Origin of the sequence: Pseudomonas veronii (genome assembly GCF_002028325.1) — a bacterium.
Classification (GTDB): domain Bacteria; phylum Pseudomonadota; class Gammaproteobacteria; order Pseudomonadales; family Pseudomonadaceae; genus Aquipseudomonas; species Aquipseudomonas veronii.
In genome coordinates, this window is sequence record NZ_CP018420.1 from 191103 (window position 1) to 208665 (window position 17563).

Below are 17563 nucleotides of genomic sequence, written 5' to 3' on the forward strand. Positions count from 1 at the left end.
TTTGAAAATGGATGTTCGCCAATTTGCCTTCCTGGCCCGCCAACCTTCTGCCGCCCTGAAGCCGCGCGACGCGTTCTTCGGCCTGCCCAAGCGCGGGCTGGCATTGATCCTCGCCAACGCGCTGTTCTGGCAGCCGCTGCTGGCCCAGGCCGAGGGCATCGTGGTCAGCGGGCCCGGCACCACCGTCGGCGCCGCGGGCAATGGCGTGCCGGTGGTGAACATCGCCACACCGAACGGCAGTGGCCTGTCGCACAACCAGTTCAAGGACTACAACGTCGGCCCCAACGGCGTGATCCTCAACAACGCCAGCGGCGCGGTGACCAACACCCAGCTGGGCGGCTACATCGTCGGCAACCCCAACCTCAAGGGCGGCGCGGCCAGCGTCATCCTCAACGAAGTCAACGGCGGCAACCCCAGCCAGTTGCGCGGCTACACCGAAGTAGCGGGGCAGTCGGCCAAGGTCATCGTCGCCAACCCCTACGGCATCAGTTGCAACGGCTGCGGCTTCATCAACACCCCCAACGCCACCCTGACCACCGGCAAACCCGTCATCGATCCGACCGGACAACTGAAAAGCTACCAGGTCGACGGCGGCGCGGTGACCATCGACGGTCAGGGCCTGAACGCGAGCAACGTCGACCGCTTCGAAATCATCACCCGCTCGGCCAAGATCAACGCGCAGATCAACGCGCGCCAACTCACCGTGATTGCCGGTCGCAATGACGTGGATGCACAAACGTTGAACGCCACCGCACGCGCCGATGACGGCAGTGCCAAGCCTGAGCTGGCAATCGACTCCAGCGCCTTGGGCGGCATGTACGCCGGCGCGATCAAACTGGTCGGCACCGAAGCCGGCGTGGGTGTGAAGCTCGACGGTACGTTGGCGGCGAGTGGTGGGGATATTCAGCTTGATGCCAATGGCCATTTGAGCATGGCGCAGGCAGCGGCCACCGGTAACGTCAAGGTTACGGCGCAGAACGTCGACCTCACCGACAAGGTCTACGCCGCCGGCAACGTGCAAGTGACCAGCGCCCAGGCGTTGGTCAACCAGAAGAGTGTGGCCGCCGGCCAACGCATCGACATCAATGCGGCCACGGTCAACAATCCCGGCATCATCGAAGCCGGCGTCGCCGCCGACAACACCCGCAATACCACCGGCGACCTGGTGATTAACGCGCAAACCGTCACCACCACCGGCAACCTTCTGGCCAGCCGCAACCTGGCGATTACCGCCGCGCAGGCGTTGACCAACCAGGGTGCGATCATCCAGGCCAAAACCGTCGACGTCAGCAGCGCCAAATTGACCAACCAGGGCGCTACGGCACGCCTGTTTGGCGAACAAAGCCTGGCGCTCAACTCGCCGGCCATCGTCAACCTCGGCGGCCTGATTCGTTTTGGTGACGGCCAGGCCGCAAGTCTCAACAGCGCCTCGCTGGATAACCGCCAGGGCCGCATCGAAATGGCCGGCGGCAGCTTGGTGCTCACCAGTGCCGACCTCAACAACAACGGCGGACAAATCATCGCCAACAATCTGACCGTGAATGCGGGCAGCCTCAACAACCAGAACGGCGTAGTGGTCGCCGGCGCCACCACCGTGAACGCCACTGACCTGGATAACAGCCTCAAGGGCCTGATCCAGGCCGACGCCGGCGCGCTCACCCTCAACGTCACCAATGCCTTCAACAACAGCCAGGGGTTTGCCCAGGCCAGCACGGATCTGAACCTCAACGCCGGCAGCCTCAGCAGTAACGCCAATGGCGTGCTGAGCGCCGACACCGGCAAGCTTACCCTCGTGACTGCGCAACAGCTCAATAACGCACAGGGCCGTTTGCAGGCAGGCAAGGGCGATATTGAACTGCATGCCGCGAGCCTGGATAACCAGAGCGGCGTGATCGTCGGCAAGCAACTGTTGCTCGCCGCCGGTGACATCGACAACCGCGCCGGCACCGTGCTGGGCAACGCCGTCGATGTGACCGCCGGGACCCTCAACAACAGCAGTAAAGGCTCGTTGATCAGCGATGCCGGTGACGTGACGCTCAACATCAGCGACCTGCTGACCAACACCGGTGGCGCGATTGACGCTGGCGAACGCAGCGTGCTGGTCAAACAGCTCACCACCCTCAACAACAGCGGCGGCCTGCTGCGTGGCAAGCGCCTGGACATCACCGCGCAGCATCTGAACAACGATAACGGCCAACTGCTGGCCGGCAACCTCGGCCTGAACTACAGCGGCCAAGAGCTGAGCAACCGCAAAGGCCTGATCCTCAGCGGCGGCGCCCTCACCGAATTGACCACCGGCAGCCTGGACAACCAGGGCGGCACCGTGCAGGGCGATACCCTGACCGTCACCGCCGACTCGGTCGACAACGGCAGCGACGGCCTGATGGCGAGCCTGATCGGCAATCTGCAACTGACCGTTGAAGCCTTGGCCAACCGCGGCGGCAAGCTGTTCGGCAAAGAGCAGGTGACCATCAGCGGCGCCACCCTCGACAACAGTGCGGGCGGCCAGCTCAGCGGCAATCAGCTCAACCTCACGTCACGCGACACCCTGACCAACCGGGGCGGCCTGATTGAGGCCAACCAGGGCCTGACCGTCGGTGGCGGCAACCTCGACAACAGCGCGGGTGGTCAACTGCGCGCCTTGAAAGGGATCACCAGCAGCATCAACGTCAGCGGCGCAGTCAATAACCAGAATGGCATTCTGGAGTTTGGCAGCCAGGGCTTCAGCCTCGACGCCGCCAGCCTGAACAACCAGTCCGGCCAATTGCAGCACGCCGGCAGCGGCCTGATGCGCGTCCACACCGCCAGCCTCACCGGCAGCCAGGGCAACATCAACGGCATGGGCACAGCCGACTGGGCATTCGGCAAGGTCGATGGTCTGGGCCGTGTGCAACTCAACGAAGTCATCACCTATAAAAGCAGCCAGGCGCTGGCGCTGAAAGCCGGTGACCGCATGGCCAGCGGCAAGGGCCTGGTCATCGACGTGGCCAGCCTGGATAACGGCGGCGAACTGCTGAGCGACGGTGACCTGAGCATCACCGCCGGCGACATGACCAACAGCGGCCGCGTATCGGCCCTGCAAACGCTCACCGTTACAGCCAATAACCTGAGCCAGAACGGCGGCCGTCTGGCCGGCACCGACACCCGTCTGAGCCTGACCGGCACCCTCGACAGCCTTGGTTTCCTCACCGCACGTCAGCAACTGGATATCGCGGCGGCGCAGATCAATAACCGTGGCACCTTGGGCGCCCAGGGCGCGGTGAACCTGACCGCCGTGAATGGCATCACCAACGCTGCCGATTCGCTGTTGTTCAGCGGCGGCGATATGACCTTGCGCAGCAATGGTTTCAGCAACCTCTATGGCGATGTCTACAGCAAAGGCAACTTGAGCTTCGCCGCACAGGATGGCGGGCGTGCCGTGCTGTTCAGCAACCGCTCCGGCACCGTGGAAAGCGAAGGCTCGATCGGTATCAATGCAGGCTTTATCGAAAACGCCAAAGATGCGTTCGAACTCGGGCAGACGCTTACCACAGGCAGCTTGAGTTGGATCTGTGGCCAGCACTGCGGCGAGAAAGACAACTGGGAAAAAGGCCTGATCACCATCTACGAGACGTACCTTGAGGCGGCGACCAAAGATTCGGTGGCGGCGCGCCTGGTGGCTGGCAAAAACATGCTGCTGCAAGGCGACAATGTGCAGAACCGCTACAGCCTGATGGCTGCCAATGGCGACCTAAGTATCACCGCCGGTGACCTGCTCAACCAGGGCGCCGCCACGCGCACAGGGCAGCGCAAGATTGTTGTTAGCACGCCAGGTCGCATTTCCGACGATTTGTTTGAAAGCATGCAATATGTCGATGTTCCCGCTTTCAATGCGGCCACGGCGGCTGGGCATTTCGATAAGGCGCGCTTCGAAGAGCTGAAAAACCGCTCACCCAATAGCTTTCCTTTCGCCTACATAAGCGACGTCACCACCTGGACCCCCAACGCCGGCCATGAGTACGACGCCACGCTTCAGGCCGGTGGTACGGTCGACCTTTCCAAAGTCACCCGAAAAACGCAAAACGGCACGCTGCACGAAAACACCCTGGCGCAACTGACCGGCACCCTCGGCGATGACCAGACCGGTGTCCCGGTCGGTGGCATCAACATCAACCTGAGCCAACACGCCAACAACCCCGGCGCCCAGGCGCCTGGCAGCGTACTGCCGGTGGTTACCCCTGCAGCGGGTGGCGGTTTCGTACCCGTTGACTACACCGGCGTGGCCTTCGCCCCGGTCGACCCCACCACCGCGCCCAACTTCCAGTTGCCCAAGGGCGAGTACGGCCTGTTCGTCAAAAACGCCGACCCCACCAGCCACTATCTGATCGAAACCAACCCGGAATTTGCCAGCCTCACCGGCTTCTTCAGCTCCGACTACATGCTCGGCAAACTCGGCTTCACCAGCGACAACGCCTGGCGCCGCCTCGGTGATGGCCAATACGAAAGCCGCCTGATCCGCGACGCGGTGCTCGCGCAAACCGGCCAACGCTTCCTCGCCGGCGGCCTGACCAGCGACGCCGACCAGTTCCGCTACCTGATGGACAACGCCCTGGCCAGCAAGGACGCCCTGCGCCTGAGCCTCGGCGTGTCCCTCACCGGCCAGCAAGTCGGCGCCCTGACCCACGACATCGTGTGGATGGAAAACCGCGTCATCGACGGCCAGACCGTCCTCGTGCCGGTGCTCTACCTGGCCCAGGCCGACTCGCGCAACGTACGCGGCAACAGCCTGATCCAGGGCCGCGACCTCAACCTGTTCACTGGCGGCGACCTGATCAACGTCGGCACCCTGCGCGCCAGCAACAACCTCTCCGCCGCCGCCGGCGGCAGTCTCTACAACGGCGGCCTGATCGAAGCGGGCAACAACCTGACCTTGCTGGCCCAGGACAGCATTCGCAACGCCATGGCCGGTGAAATTCGCGGCAAGCAAGTGAGCATGGCGGCGGTCAGAGGCGACATCACCAACGACAACACCGCCATCCAGGTGCGTGACGGCGCGGGCATGCGCACCCTCACTGACAATGGCACCAGCCTCATCGTCGCCCGCGAAAACCTGGCCATGAACGCCGGGCGCGACCTCATCACCCGAGGCGCCCTGGCAGGTGGCACCGACGTCACCTTAACCGCCGGCCGCGACATCAGCATCCTGCCCGTCAGCGACACCAGCGTGAAACACGCCTTCAGCGACGGCGGGCAAAAATCCAGCATCACCACCGACGTCAAAAACCTCGCCGCCAGCGTCACGGCGGGCGGCAACCTCAACATGAAAGCGGGGCAGGACGTCAACATCATCGGCAGTAATGCCACCGCCGGCAAAGACTTCAACATCGACGCCGGGCGTGACTTCAACGTGGCGTCGGTCAGCGATGTGCACAACGTCGAAGGCAAGGAGAAGCACGGCAAGAAGCGCATCAAAACCTCGGATGACCAGACCACCCAAGTGGCGAGCGTGCTGACGGCGGGCGGGGATTTTGTCAGCCAGGCGGGGCGTGACACCACGATCGTGGCGAGCAAGATCAGCGCGGGGAATGAGGCTTATCTGTATAGCGGGGATAAGCTGAACCTGCTGGCGGCGCAGAACAGCGCGCATACCTTGTATGACATGAAGGAGAAGGGTGGCTGGGGCGCGAAGAAGACCAAGCGGGATGAAGTCACCCGCGTCACGAATGTGGGGACTGAGATCAAGACCGGTGGTGATCTGTCGCTAGTTAGCGGCGGTGATCAGTTGTATCAGCGGGCCAAGCTCAACAGTGGCAAGGACCTGGCGATCACCAGTGGCGGCGTGGTGACGTTCGAGGCGGTCAAGGATCTGCACCAGGAGAGCCACGAGAAGAGCAAAAGTGACTTGGCGTGGACCAGCGCCAAGGGCAAGGGGAATACCGACGAAACGCTGCGCCAGAGTGAGTTGATGGCGCAGGGGGAGATGGCGATCAAGGCCGTCAACGGGCTGAAGATTGATATCAAACAGATCGATCAGAATACGGTTAGCCAGACGATTGATGTGATGGTCAAAGCGGATCCGCAGTTGGCTTGGTTGAAAGAAGCCGAGAAGCGTGGGGATGTGGATTGGCGGCAGGTGCAGGAACTGCATGATTCGTTCAAGTACAGCCATTCCAGCTTAGGCCAAGGAGCCATGCTGGCGATCATCATTGTCGTGACAGTTTTAACCGCTGGAGCCGCAAGCGGTGCGGTGGGCGCTGCAGCGGGTGCTAGTGCTGGGTCTGGTACGGCAATGGCTGCAGCAGGCAGTTCTGCAATGGTTTCGGCCGGTACGGCTGTAGGGACCGCGGCAGCTGGTTGGGGCAACGTCATGGCGACTGCTGCGTTAACTTCAGTTGCCAGTGGGAGCACCGTCAGCTTTATCAATAACGGCGGGAATATCGGTGCGACTTTTCAAGACATTACGTCAAGCAAAGCCCTGAAGGGGTACGCGACTGGGGCACTAGCGGCAGGTTTTACCGCTGGAGTGCTTGATCCGGCGTTCGGTGTAACGGGCGACAACGTCAATCACATTACAAAGGGGTTTGACCTCAGTTCCGCCTCTGACATTGGTAAGTTTGCCGCCTATTCGGGAGCACAAGGCGTTGCCCAAGCAAGTTTAAGCACTGCTATTCAAGGAGGTAGTTTTGGAGACAATCTCGGCAGTTCCCTGCGCTCGCAGTTGCAGAGCACGTTGCAAGCGGTCGCCTTTAACGCCGTAGGTGATTACTCGAAAGGCCAAAAATGGTCCGACTCGGGGCCTCAAAAAATCGCTCTGCACGCTCTGGTCGGTGGGCTGTTAAGTGAGGCTGGCGGAGGTAGTTTCGCTACGGGCGCTCTCGCTGCGGGAGCTAACGAAGCATTGGTAACCGCTCTAGCGAAAGTGGTAAATGGCGATCCAGCACTGTTGTTAGCTGCTTCGCAATTGGTCGGAATCGCAGCTGCTGGTGCAACTGACGGTGACGTGCAGAAAGGAGCTGAAATTGCGAAGAATGCCACCGCATATAACTATCTGAATCATCATGAAGTGGATGATTTGGTTAAGGATTTGAAAGGGTGCCGTGGGGCAGCCAGCCCGTCATCCTGCCGTAGCGATGTGGCTGCTAAGTACGCAGGAATCAGTGATAAAAAAACTGGTATTACACTGCTGAAGTGTGATGATCCTACAAGTTGTAATGCACAGCGTCTGGACGTGGAGGGGGGCAATGCGGCGCTGGATAAATATGACCAGAACGGCGGGCTAAACAAAGCAGAACAGTCTATCGTTCGTGGTTTCCAGGATAAAAACCAGGACGATACGCGTCTCGCCGTCCAGCAGACCATGAAGGGTGATCATGCCGAAATGGTTGGCATGATGTTTGGTGGCGGGGTGGGAGGCGCGACTAAGACTGCTGGGCGAATTGTTGAAGGCGCAGAGTTAGGGGTTGCAAAAGGGGTTGTAATCCCAAAAGGTTTTTCAAGTGCAGATGATTTCGTTCGCTTTGGCACAAATACGCGAGATGGTTTGGCACGTGCTGGCTATGAAAATGTAGAGCCAATTCTTCAAGGAAGTGCCGTAACAGGTAAAAGTTTTAAAACTGGGGAGGCATTTGACGTTGGCAGGGTGAGTGACTTCGATGTTGCGCTGGCAAGTCCAGAACTTTTGCAACGCGCTCAATCCTTAGGAATAGGTTTGAGGAGTGGCGGAACTCGTACGGGGCCGTTGAGTGCAAGAGACTTGCAAGCCCTTGGCCTGAAAGATTTTTCGAGTAAGATGAGCGCCCAAGCAGGACGCGAAGTTAATTTTATGATCTATGACTCTGCGGCAACAGCCGCAAGTCGTGCTCCGAGTGCGGTGTTACCGAAATGACTATTGTGTATGATCTCTATGGTGCGGAAAAATCATGTCTTCTGTCGGCGAGAAGTGATGTGGAAAGAGCGCTGGGAGAGATTTTTGAGGAAAGGGATAGCTCTTATCAAGGTGGTATTTACTATATGTGGGGTAGGAGTGATTCAGAGAATTTTGTTTTAAAATTGAATATTGATCCTTTGGACGGCGATCCAGTAGAGCAGAACTACGCTAGCTATAAAATCTTGCTCTATGTAAACGCTACAAATCGTTCAGCTGATATAGAAAAAGTGATTAGCCAAGGTGGTGGCTTTAAGTTGCTGAGGCATGAGGTTTTTTAAAGAACACCAAGGCTAGTCGGTGCAAAAGCGACTGTAAATGTGAGGTCGGCTAGTTTTGCTGATGAAGAAAAGCTGATTGGTCACTTTGAAAAACACGGTGCTGAATTTGGGGCAAAGTCGTCTACCGAATATTTGCAGGTGGGCAAGGACATTATGCAAGGCGGGGATAAGGTTCAGTATCTGTACAAGGGCGAAATGCGAACTGGCTACGTGCAGTTCATGGGTAATTCGTCCCGTGGAGATGCGAAGTATGGATTTGTAGGAACTAATTCTGATGGTGCCATCACTACAATCCATGTGGAAAGTGGTAAGAGTTTTTGGAAGATGTTGAATGGTGATCCTAAAGATAAAATTATAAGGCCTGTACCATGATTTATTCAGTGCTTGTTGATGGCGTCAATTCTGAAATAGAAGAGGAAGTCTCGATTGTTGTATGTGGTCAGCGGCTTACCTGCTTTGCAAGCTATCTTCCCTATCAGCTTGAGATAGGGCGAGTGTATCGGGCAGAGTTGTTGCCCATGGTTTTTGGTGAGTATATTGTTCAAGAGATTTCTCATGTCACACCCTCAGTCCTTAGAGAAGGTCCAGGCTATTCATACAGAATTATCGGCGAGTTGAGGGATGGCTGCTTGTGCTGTAGTGGGTTGACCTTCTGTGATGAGATTTTTCTGGCGGATTTTGGTTTCCTTGAGGGGAAGCTGATTTCATGGCGGGTCGATAGGTTAGACATTTCGTTTGTCTGAGTTTCCTTTGGTGCAAAAGAAACCGCAGCAATATCTAGTGAAGCAGCAAGTGTTAACGCTCAAGCTGCTTTGAGGGCAAAGCTTTCAGGCTTGCAGAAAGCACAGGAGAACGCGGCTGTTACGAAAACACTTCCTGATGGACGAATTCGGTATTACACACAGGAAGTCCCTGCTCGAACTGAAGGTGTTACTCGTGGCGCTTCGTTTGCCACGGAGAGGGGAAATAGGGGTCAGACCACGTTTTGCATTTATGGAGTTTTTGTGACTATTGTTCAGTCCTTTAAAAAGAGAGTTCTCCGAGGAGTGGTATGTCGTCCGAAGGCTGTTTTTTCTTAGTCTTATAATGGTGGTCTGACCCCTATTTCTCCAAGGAGACTTTGCTAAACCATTCGTTAAGTTCGAAGCGGGTACAACAGGGGCATTTTCTGATGTTCTATCGCAGCGTAAAGCAGTCCCGGCAATTAGATTTGACAATCCCAATCCGAACGGCAACAATTTTGTGAAGTTTGACGGTATAGAGGATATTAACGGTATCACCTTGATTGATCGAAAAACGGCGCTAACTACATTTGATAAACAGATACAGAGCGTTCAGCGAGTATCGGCAGCGCTAAAGCAGAATCCGGGAGTTAAGGCGGTTTTTGAATTTCCCAATCAAAAAGCAGCTGATAGGGCAACAGATATCCTTGTTGAGCAAAATATCAGAAATATTTCTGTAAGGGTGGCACCTTAATGACTAAATATAAGCTTGAATTTCGACATAGACCTAATTTTTCAGAGTCTATCGAAGATAGGCATAATAATTTTTTGAGAGCTGTAAGCGATTTGGGCGTTCCATGGGGTTTGAGCGATTCCCTTAAAGTTCCCCCTATTGGAAGCGAGTTGGTGACCTCGGCGTCATTAGATAAGCTACTTCCAGTCGGCGTTAAAGGTCGTATTTCATACGCCCTGCGAGATCAGAAGTATCTGGAAGATGATGCGCAGTTTGATGATACTCTATTTATTGAATTTACAGCTTCAAAAGTCGACTATTCAGATTTGTTGAAAGTTGTTTTTCCTAGATATATTAAGGCTTTTGGTTCCTATCGCTCGGCTTTGCATGATTGGAGTGTTACGAGAAGCGATTGGCCTTTAGTGGTAGAAGCTTGTGAAGCTACAAAGAAAGACGTCAATGGTAGGGATGGTGTTTTTCGTATAAATGCAGCGAATTATTTCGATAAGGAATTGTGTTTTCGTGCTTTTGGAAAGGGACCTCGTGAACTTGTTGATTTAATATGTGATTATGTAGAAGAAGTGCGTGAGTTTGAAGATGGAGTTTTGATTGTGATTAGTTATAATCCGCTATCTGCCGACGAGCTCCTCAGTGCGGGTGATCGACTAAAAAGCTTGGTGATTTGATTGTTTTTTTGGTCAAGATGGTCGGTGTAGGGCTGTTTTGACTGGGCCTGGTAGAGTTGTTGGGAAGATTCTGCTTTTATGGTTATTTAATAAAATGGTTTTATATATCGGCCGGGCAGTTATGGTTTAACTGCCCGGATTCTGCTTTAGATCTTCGAGTTTGATTTCCGTCCAATAACATCCAGCAGATCGCACCCATCCCGCAGCGGTATAGCCAGCAGCAGCGCAAAATCATGCAACACAACCGCATCACTGCTGATCTTTTCCCGAAATGCCAGATTCTCCAAAAACTGAGTCACCGCACGAATACGATACGCGGCAGCCTCATGGAGGACATCGAGGGGCGCTTGCGTGTCGATCACCAACGCGGGAATGGTTGAGTCGTGGCCTGTTAATGGCATGGGAAATAGGGGAAATAGGGGTCAGACCACGTTTTGCATTTATGGAGTTTTTGTAACTATTGTTCAGTCCTTTAAAAAGAGAGTTATCCGAGGAGTGGTATGTCGTCCGAAGGCTGTTTTTTCTTAGTCTTATAATGGTGGTCTGACCCCTATTTCTCTAATTGGTTCGCTAGTGCCGACAAAGCAGGTGCAAGTACTAGCACCGTCCAAGGTGTTAACCCGAGTGCGGGCTCAACCTTGGCGGTTACTAACTCCTCCAAAGATATTTTCACCTGGACGTCAGCGGGTGATATCGCCCTGCGCACTGGAGGTCGGGCGGTAATCTCTAGCGGGATTTCTACGGCCATCCAGGGCGGAAGTTTCGGCGACAATTTCAATGCTGCCTTGCTGGGAGAGGCTGGCAACGTTGCGATGGCTACCGGTTTTAATTGGGTGGGTGACTACGTCACCTTCCCGAATGGAAGTCCTCAAAAGATCATTGCTCATGCATTGATGGGCGGATTGCTGGCGGAAGCGACCGGCAGTGATTTCAAAACCGGGGCTGCGGCGGCTGGGTTGAATGAAGCGCTCATCAATCAATTAACTTGGGCCGCCCAAGGCAATAAAGACATCACTTTGATGCTTTCACAACTGACTGGGTTGTTAGCAGCGGCGGCGGTTGATGGTGATTTAGAGAAAGGCTCTCAGATTGCTCAGAAGGCGACGACGTTTAACTACCTTTACCACAAAGAAGTCGAGGAGATGCTTCGGGAGGTTGACAGCAAAAGTACGGAACAAGAGAAAAGGGCGGTTAGGGAGCGGTATGCGGCCCTTGATCAGCAGAGAAATGACGAATTGGATGCGCTCTGCGCGCGCGATCCGCAACGCTGCAGGGGTATTGCTATCTCGTTGGCGAACGATGATCAGAAACTCGTCGATCTGGTAGGTAAGCTTAGGTCCCATGGGCAGGGTGGTGCTGCTTCTGCTGTAGGTTTTGTGATAGGGAGCAACCTAGACGCTTCCAGCAAAATTGCTGCAGATATCAGCTCTGCTGGCGGTGGGGTGTTGGTTAAGCTCGGGGCGGAGGCTATCAAGGCTGGAGTTGGAGTAACATTACCCTCGCGCTCTGGAGCAGGGAAAGGGAAGGGTAGTCAGGGTGAAGCTGCGGGTCCTGATGTACCGCAGGGTGCAAAAGCGACAGTTCAGGGACCTTTGGTTTCTAAAGGGTCCGATGTAACGCCAGAGATCATTCAAAAAGCATTACAAGGTGATCCTGCTATTAGCGGTCAAAATTTTGTTTCATTACCTGCGGTTCAGAGATACGTTGATCGTCTTCTTAAGGGTGATGTCGCTCCTCCAATTAAAATGGATGGAAATATAATTGTTGATGGGAATCATCGTTATATCGCTGCGAAAATATTAGGGCGAAGTCCAGAGGTGGCTCCAGGAACATTGTCACCGAGCAAAGCTGGACAAACCAAACCTGTATCAGATGTAAAAATTGATCCGGTAGATTGGGGGAATAGATGATAACTATTTACTTTGAGACAGGTGAGACTATGGACTTGCCTTTGGATAGTCTAGCTAATTCTATATTTAGTGGGTTGGAGCTTCATCGTGCAATTTTTGATAATTTTGATGTTTCTGGAGCAAATTTTACAAATTCGAATTTGAGAAATGCATCTTTTAATCACTCTATATTGAATGGGGCGGTAATGCATGGTGCCGCTCTTATGAATGCGACACTGGTTGGCGTACAGATGAAACGGGCGGATCTTTCAAGTGTTATAGCAGTTGGGGCTGACTTTACCGAGGCCGATCTTTCATCGTCTGGTCTGAAAAATGCGGATGTTTTTGGCGCTAGTTTCGTAAGAGCTAATTTATGCGATGTTAATTTTGACGTTAAAAGAATAGAAAACGCTTCTTTTTCTGGTGCTATATATAATGAAGGGACAGTTTGGCCTGAAGGTTTTGATCCTATAATGTTTGGTGCGACCAAAATTTAATTTTAGTCTCTCTATTCGGAGCAAAAGGGACAGGTGCCGCTGGAAGTGATGTTGAAAAGGTTGTAACAGTCAGCAAAAGCCGCTTTCCTGAGTCAGCACAACACATCGAAGACGCTATTGAAGCGGGTAAGCCTGAGACCCTGATCATAGATCGCGCGAATACGGCATCAAATAGGCGTGAATCTTTGCGCGGTATTGAAACCAAACCAGGTCTTGATCGTGATGAGTACCCACCTGCAATGTTCCAAGAAGGTGGTCAAGGGGCCTCTGGGGAAATAGGGGTCAGACCACGTTTTGCATTTATGGAGTTTTTGTGACTATTGTTCAGTCCTTTAAAAAGAGAGTTATCCGAGGAGTGGTATGTCGTCCGAAGGCTGTTTTTTCTTAGTCTTATAATGGTGGTCTGACCCCTATTTCTCACCCCTATTTCTCCTTCCTATTTCTCTTTAATGGTGGGGCCTAGAGTTGATTATCTGCACAAACCGGGGCGGCACCAAGGCCGCCCGATTTTATTCAGGTTGGATCGGCATTGAGCCTGCGGCTGATCACATCCAACAAATCACACCCATCGCGCAGCGGAATCGCCAGTAGATGGGCAAAGTCTTGCAGCACCACGGCATCGCTGCTGAGCTGTTCGCGAAAGGCTAGGTTTTCCAGCAGTTGGGTGACGGCTTGGATGCGGTGCACGGCGGCGTCGTGGAGGACGTCGAGGGGGGCTTGGGTGTCGATGAGCAGTGCGGGGACGGTGCAGTCGTGGCCGGTCAGGGGCATGTAACGGTTCATAATTGGCACTCTGTTAAGTGGTTGAGGCCACCACTCAATCGTCGCCAAACGAATGGGTGGCAGCTGTACGCAGGTTGGCGAACCGGCAACAGAGTAAACCGGCAGACCCGGGGGTCTCCCGCGCACAGCCGCCATAAAAGGTACGACTTTGCGGGTGCAAAAACACCTGCATGAAAGCGGATTGCTTTTGCACTCTGTTGTCAGGTCGCCAAACCTGATCGCCATTTGGGCGACGGCCGGACTATAAGCCCCTCACCCAAAACCGCGCAAGGCATCAGAGTGATGGCACAATGCCTTATGCAATGCCATCCGCTGCCGACATACTGGTGATGCCCAGACGCATCAACAATCTGAACCGGCCTTCGCCGGCGTTTTCGAATCCGCCCCACCGCTACCCACAAGGAAGAAATACATGATCAAGTTGTTCTGCAAAGGCGCTGTCGTTGTGTCCCTGGCCACGCTGTTTGGCTGTTCTTCGACCCCGTCGGTGGAGAAGATGCAGGCTGACGTGGCGAGCTATTCGCTGCCCAAGGCTGCCGTGGCCGATAAAGGCCTGGTGTATGTCGTGCGCCCTAGCAACGTCGGGATGCTGGTACGGTTCAACGTGTTCCTGGATGACAAGGAAGCCGACTCGGAGATGGGTTACAACCGCGGTAACCAGTACATCTATTTTTTCGTGACGCCGGGCAAGCACATGATCAGCTCCAAGGCTGAAAACTGGGCGGACATGCCAATCAACGTCAAGGCCGGTGAGGTGGTTTACCTCAAGCAGGAAGTCGAAATGGGCTTTGCCGTGGCGCGCAACAGCCTCAAAGTGCTGAGCGATCTGGAAGGCCGTTATCTGGTCAAGGATGCGTCCTTGGGCACCGTGGCAAAAGAAAGCAAGTAAGTTAAAAGCGCTTAAGGCGGCCGAGCTCCGAGCTCCGAGCCCGGCCGTTGTCGCTGTTCATCCGCCCTGCACACTTAGCTTGATAAGGGGCTGACACGCGACTCTTCAACCCTCGTTGACTGACACGCGACATAAGTCGGAGTGGCACCGTATGGACGCAAATCCCCCGCTAAACGCCCGACCCTTCCGGCCCGCAATTGTTTAGACCCAAGGAAGCTCTTCAATGAAAATGCATCGTTTGTTTATCTCGCTCACTGCTCTGGCGACCTGCACCAGCAGCTTCGCCGCGGCGCCTGCCCTGCAAAGTTTTCTCGCCTGCGACCAGAACTCCCTGGCGGTGGTAAGCCAGCCGGGGCTCAAGGAACGTGTCGCCCATAAGGTGGAGAACGGCAAGATCACGCTCAGCGGCGGCACAAAATCCGATATGGGCCAGCGCTGGATGTTCGACACGCCACTGACGCTTGACGGTATGACCTTGACCGGCTTTTTCGCCGAAGACCAGGACCTGATGGGCTCGCGGATCATCAACTGGGGTTTCTACACCGAGCAGGCGCCCGACGCGCTTTACGCACAGCTGAGTAAAGTTCCGGGTACGGAGTTGGAGAAAGCCAACGGTATCTACGCTCGTGCGCAGATCTGGTCGCATAAGCAATCAGCCTGGGTGCCGGAGGGTGGCGATGACAATGCAGGCAAGCTGGTCACCGATACGGCCGAACGCATCTTGATGGTCGAGCCCGCCCCCAGTGACCTGGCCAAGACCAGCAATGGCATGATCACCTGCTCGGTTCAGGGCGCGGTGAGCGCCGCGATGCTCAAGATCACTCGACCTGACCTGATCAAGTGAGCTGAGGCAGGCAACGATACCGCGGGCATGCTCAATGCCTGCGGTGTTCTCTGGTTTTTCGCGAGCAAGCTCGCTCTTACAGGGGCGGGGTTACAGCAACTTGCGCTGCACCGCCTCATCCAGCGTGCTGCGCGTCAACGCCTCCACCACTTCCCGCGTGTCCGCCTGGAACGGGATGCCCACGATCAGCACCAGGTGCATCCAGGTGCGTACCGACTCACTCTTTTTGACGCGCCCGAGTTCTTTGCCGTCTTTGTCCTTGAACACGGTTTCCAGGGTGAAGGTGTTCTTCGCCGTGGACGGGATGATGAAGAACGTCACGCCAGTGATGATCGCCGAGGCCATGTTGAACTGTTCGTTGTTGTACAGGGTGGCGTCGGCGTAGATGTCCGAGTCGACCTTGTCGGTGCTCACCCGCGAGAAGCGGTTGGACTGGCGAAACGAATCCGCCACGGCCTTTTCCCACAACGCCGCCGGAGCGCCGGCTGCAGTGTTGCCCGGGCCACTGTTGACCTGGCGGAGCGCGGTGGTACGCACGAACGCCGTGGGTTTTTGCGCCGGTGCGTTGGCGGTCGGCGGCCAGGTTTGCACGGGCGGCAGTTCGTGTTGCGAGTAAGACACGCAACCTGTCAGCAAGATGGCCGCGAGGACCAGGCTGTGTTTGATCAATCCTTTCATGTGTCGCTCCTTGAAATTACGGTTTGGCCAGCTTCGCGGTAGCGGTGTCGAGCAGTTGCGCGACCAGTTCGTTCAGTTGCTTGGCGCCCATGGTTGGGGCCCAGTATTCGCGACCGTAGAGGCCGACGTTGCGCTCGAACTTGACCTCGTGTTTGGCGCTCGCCAGTTCCTTGCCATCGCGATCGACGATCACCAGGTCGCCGGCCACGTCAAAGGTGTCGACGTAGATCGGGCCGTTGACCCAGATCCAGACCGTCAGCGTCAGCAAGGCGCCGGGGACATAGCCTGGGTGTATGCCACGGTGGCCCTTGAGGGAGGTCATGTTGAACTTGAGCAACACGTCCTGCTCACCCAGGCGCACGGGGTATTCGGTGACCTGCTTGAAGTAGCCCGCAGTACTCACGTACTGATTGAGCTGGGCGGTCAGCGAGCGGCTGATCGCGGTCTTGTTGGCGTCGTTGATGTCGGCGGCGCTCACCGTCACATCGGCGATTTGTGCGCTGCGCGGGCTGGCGATGGCGGCGGGGTGGAGCGGGGCGCCAATGGGGCCGGTGACGGTGTAGGACACACAACCGGTCATCGACAGAGCGGCGATCAGGGTCGCTGCCCGGAAGAGGGTTTTCAACACACAATTTCCCTATTAATGAATGAGCCAGGCCAGTGTCTCGACCGATAGCCCAAAAACTTGAGGAATGTGCGTCATCGCACGCCCTCCGACGAAACACCTTGAGAACCCCTCTCAACCCCGTAAAATGCTGCAGCCGTTGCGACCCGACATGTTCAGGGATGAAGTCAGTTACGCGCGAGTTCTTGCCTTTGCGCAGGCCAGCCTGCCTCCCTCCCTGAAACTGCCGCCCTTGGCCCGACGCCTTCGACCTCGAAGGGGTGGGTATCGCCTCGTGCCCGGTTTCTCGCTACACCGAACGCTGCTGATTTCCTCACTTTAGGAGCAACATGTGAAAACACTGTCCCAAATCCTGCTGTCCGGCGTTGCCGTCGCAGCGCTGCTGACCGTGGCCGGTTGCGCCACGGAGAGCAACCGCGCGATGCCGGTGGAACAAGTCGCCAGCGCCCACGTCGCCTATTCCGGCGTGCGCGTGCCGATTGCCGTGGGCAAGTTCGATAACCGCTCCAGCTACATGCGTGGCATCTTCTCCGACGGCGTCGACCGTCTCGGCGGCCAGGCCAAGACCATCCTGATCACCCACCTGCAGCAGACCAACCGCTTCAGCGTGCTGGACCGCGACAACATGGGCGAAATTTCCCAGGAAGCCGCGATCAAAGGCACCGTGCAGAAGCTCAAAGGCGCTGATTACGTGGTGACCGGCGATGTGACCGAGTTCGGCCGCAAAGAAACCGGCGACCGCCAGTTGTTCGGCATCCTCGGCCGTGGCAAGACGCAAGTGGCCTACGCCAAAGTCGCGTTGAATATCGTCAACATCAGCACTTCCGAAGTGGTGTATTCCACCCAGGGTGCCGGTGAGTACGCGCTGTCCAACCGTGAAGTGATCGGCTTCGGCGGCACCGCCAGCTACGACTCCACCCTCAATGGCAAGGTGCTCGACCTGGCCATGCGTGAAGCGATCAACCGCCTGGTCGACGGCATCAACGCCGGCGCCTGGAACCCGCGCAACTGATTGGCAACCCCTCAAGGAGTA

The 17563-nt window shown here is 55.8% G+C and carries 15 protein-coding genes; 11 read left to right on the top strand and 4 right to left on the bottom strand.

The annotated features are described in order from the left end of the window. The first annotated feature begins 7 nt into the window (after positions 1 to 7). From PverR02_RS00865 to PverR02_RS00880, 6 genes are all read left to right on the top strand, one after another. A complete protein-coding gene (locus PverR02_RS00865) occupies positions 8 to 7864 on the top strand; it encodes a two-partner secretion domain-containing protein (protein ID WP_227778759.1) in 7857 nt (2618 codons plus the stop codon). Beyond that, positions 7861 to 8184, top strand: coding sequence for a hypothetical protein (locus tag PverR02_RS00870; protein WP_079442592.1), 324 nt, complete (start codon positions 7861 to 7863; stop codon positions 8182 to 8184). The genes PverR02_RS00865 and PverR02_RS00870 overlap by 4 nt, the downstream gene beginning before the upstream one ends. A 39-nt stretch (positions 8185 to 8223) precedes the next feature. Continuing rightward, positions 8224 to 8556, top strand: coding sequence for a hypothetical protein (locus PverR02_RS31540; RefSeq protein WP_057006048.1), 333 nt, complete (start codon positions 8224 to 8226; stop codon positions 8554 to 8556). After that, on the top strand, positions 8553 to 8927 hold the full coding sequence (locus PverR02_RS31545; protein ID WP_057006049.1) for a hypothetical protein: 375 nt from the start codon (positions 8553 to 8555) through the stop codon (positions 8925 to 8927). The genes PverR02_RS31540 and PverR02_RS31545 overlap by 4 nt, the downstream gene beginning before the upstream one ends. Positions 8928 to 9426: 499 nt before the next feature. Next, positions 9427 to 9660, top strand: a complete 234-nt coding sequence (locus PverR02_RS31550) for a hypothetical protein (protein WP_126585959.1) — start codon at positions 9427 to 9429, stop codon at positions 9658 to 9660. After that, positions 9660 to 10325: a hypothetical protein gene (locus tag PverR02_RS00880; RefSeq protein ID WP_079442594.1), complete on the top strand. Its 666-nt coding sequence runs from the start codon at positions 9660 to 9662 to the stop codon at positions 10323 to 10325. Before PverR02_RS31550 ends, PverR02_RS00880 begins: the two co-directional genes overlap by 1 nt. A 146-nt stretch (positions 10326 to 10471) precedes the next feature. Here PverR02_RS00880 and PverR02_RS00885 read toward each other — a convergent pair whose 3' ends face one another. Beyond that, on the bottom strand, positions 10472 to 10726 hold the full coding sequence (locus PverR02_RS00885) for a hypothetical protein (RefSeq protein ID WP_057006050.1): 255 nt from the start codon (positions 10724 to 10726) through the stop codon (positions 10472 to 10474). A 237-nt stretch (positions 10727 to 10963) separates the two neighbouring features. On the opposite strand from PverR02_RS00885, the gene PverR02_RS00890 reads away from it, so the two are divergent. Beyond that, on the top strand, positions 10964 to 12235 hold the full coding sequence (locus tag PverR02_RS00890; protein WP_079442595.1) for a DUF637 domain-containing protein: 1272 nt from the start codon (positions 10964 to 10966) through the stop codon (positions 12233 to 12235). 29 nt (positions 12236 to 12264) lie between these two features. After that, complete coding sequence (locus PverR02_RS00895) at positions 12265 to 12711, top strand: pentapeptide repeat-containing protein (RefSeq protein WP_227778761.1); 447 nt, start codon at positions 12265 to 12267, stop codon at positions 12709 to 12711. Positions 12712 to 13224: 513 nt separating this feature from the next. Here PverR02_RS00895 and PverR02_RS00905 read toward each other — a convergent pair. Beyond that, complete coding sequence (locus PverR02_RS00905) at positions 13225 to 13482, bottom strand: hypothetical protein (protein ID WP_046488837.1); 258 nt, start codon at positions 13480 to 13482, stop codon at positions 13225 to 13227. A gap of 508 nt (positions 13483 to 13990) precedes the next feature. Between PverR02_RS00905 and PverR02_RS00910 the strand changes: the two genes are divergently transcribed. Together PverR02_RS00910 and PverR02_RS00915 are read left to right on the top strand one after the other, a co-directional pair. After that, on the top strand, positions 13991 to 14383 hold the full coding sequence (locus PverR02_RS00910) for a DUF2846 domain-containing protein (protein WP_174630493.1): 393 nt from the start codon (positions 13991 to 13993) through the stop codon (positions 14381 to 14383). Between the two features lie 223 nt (positions 14384 to 14606). Continuing rightward, positions 14607 to 15227 (top strand): hypothetical protein, encoded by a 621-nt coding sequence (locus tag PverR02_RS00915; protein WP_046488829.1) that lies wholly within the window; start codon positions 14607 to 14609, stop codon positions 15225 to 15227. A gap of 90 nt (positions 15228 to 15317) precedes the next feature. Here the strand turns inward: PverR02_RS00915 and PverR02_RS00920 are convergent, their stop codons facing one another. Both PverR02_RS00920 and PverR02_RS00925 read right to left on the bottom strand, forming a co-directional pair. Next, positions 15318 to 15905, bottom strand: a complete 588-nt coding sequence (locus tag PverR02_RS00920; protein ID WP_079442599.1) for a hypothetical protein — start codon at positions 15903 to 15905, stop codon at positions 15318 to 15320. 16 nt (positions 15906 to 15921) lie between these two features. Next, positions 15922 to 16533 (bottom strand): hypothetical protein, encoded by a 612-nt coding sequence (locus PverR02_RS00925; protein WP_079442600.1) that lies wholly within the window; start codon positions 16531 to 16533, stop codon positions 15922 to 15924. 328 nt (positions 16534 to 16861) lie between these two features. Between PverR02_RS00925 and PverR02_RS00930 the strand changes: the two genes are divergently transcribed. Next, entirely contained in the window at positions 16862 to 17542 is a 681-nt protein-coding gene (locus PverR02_RS00930; protein ID WP_017848624.1) for a CsgG/HfaB family protein, read from the top strand. Positions 17543 to 17563 lie beyond the last annotated feature (21 nt).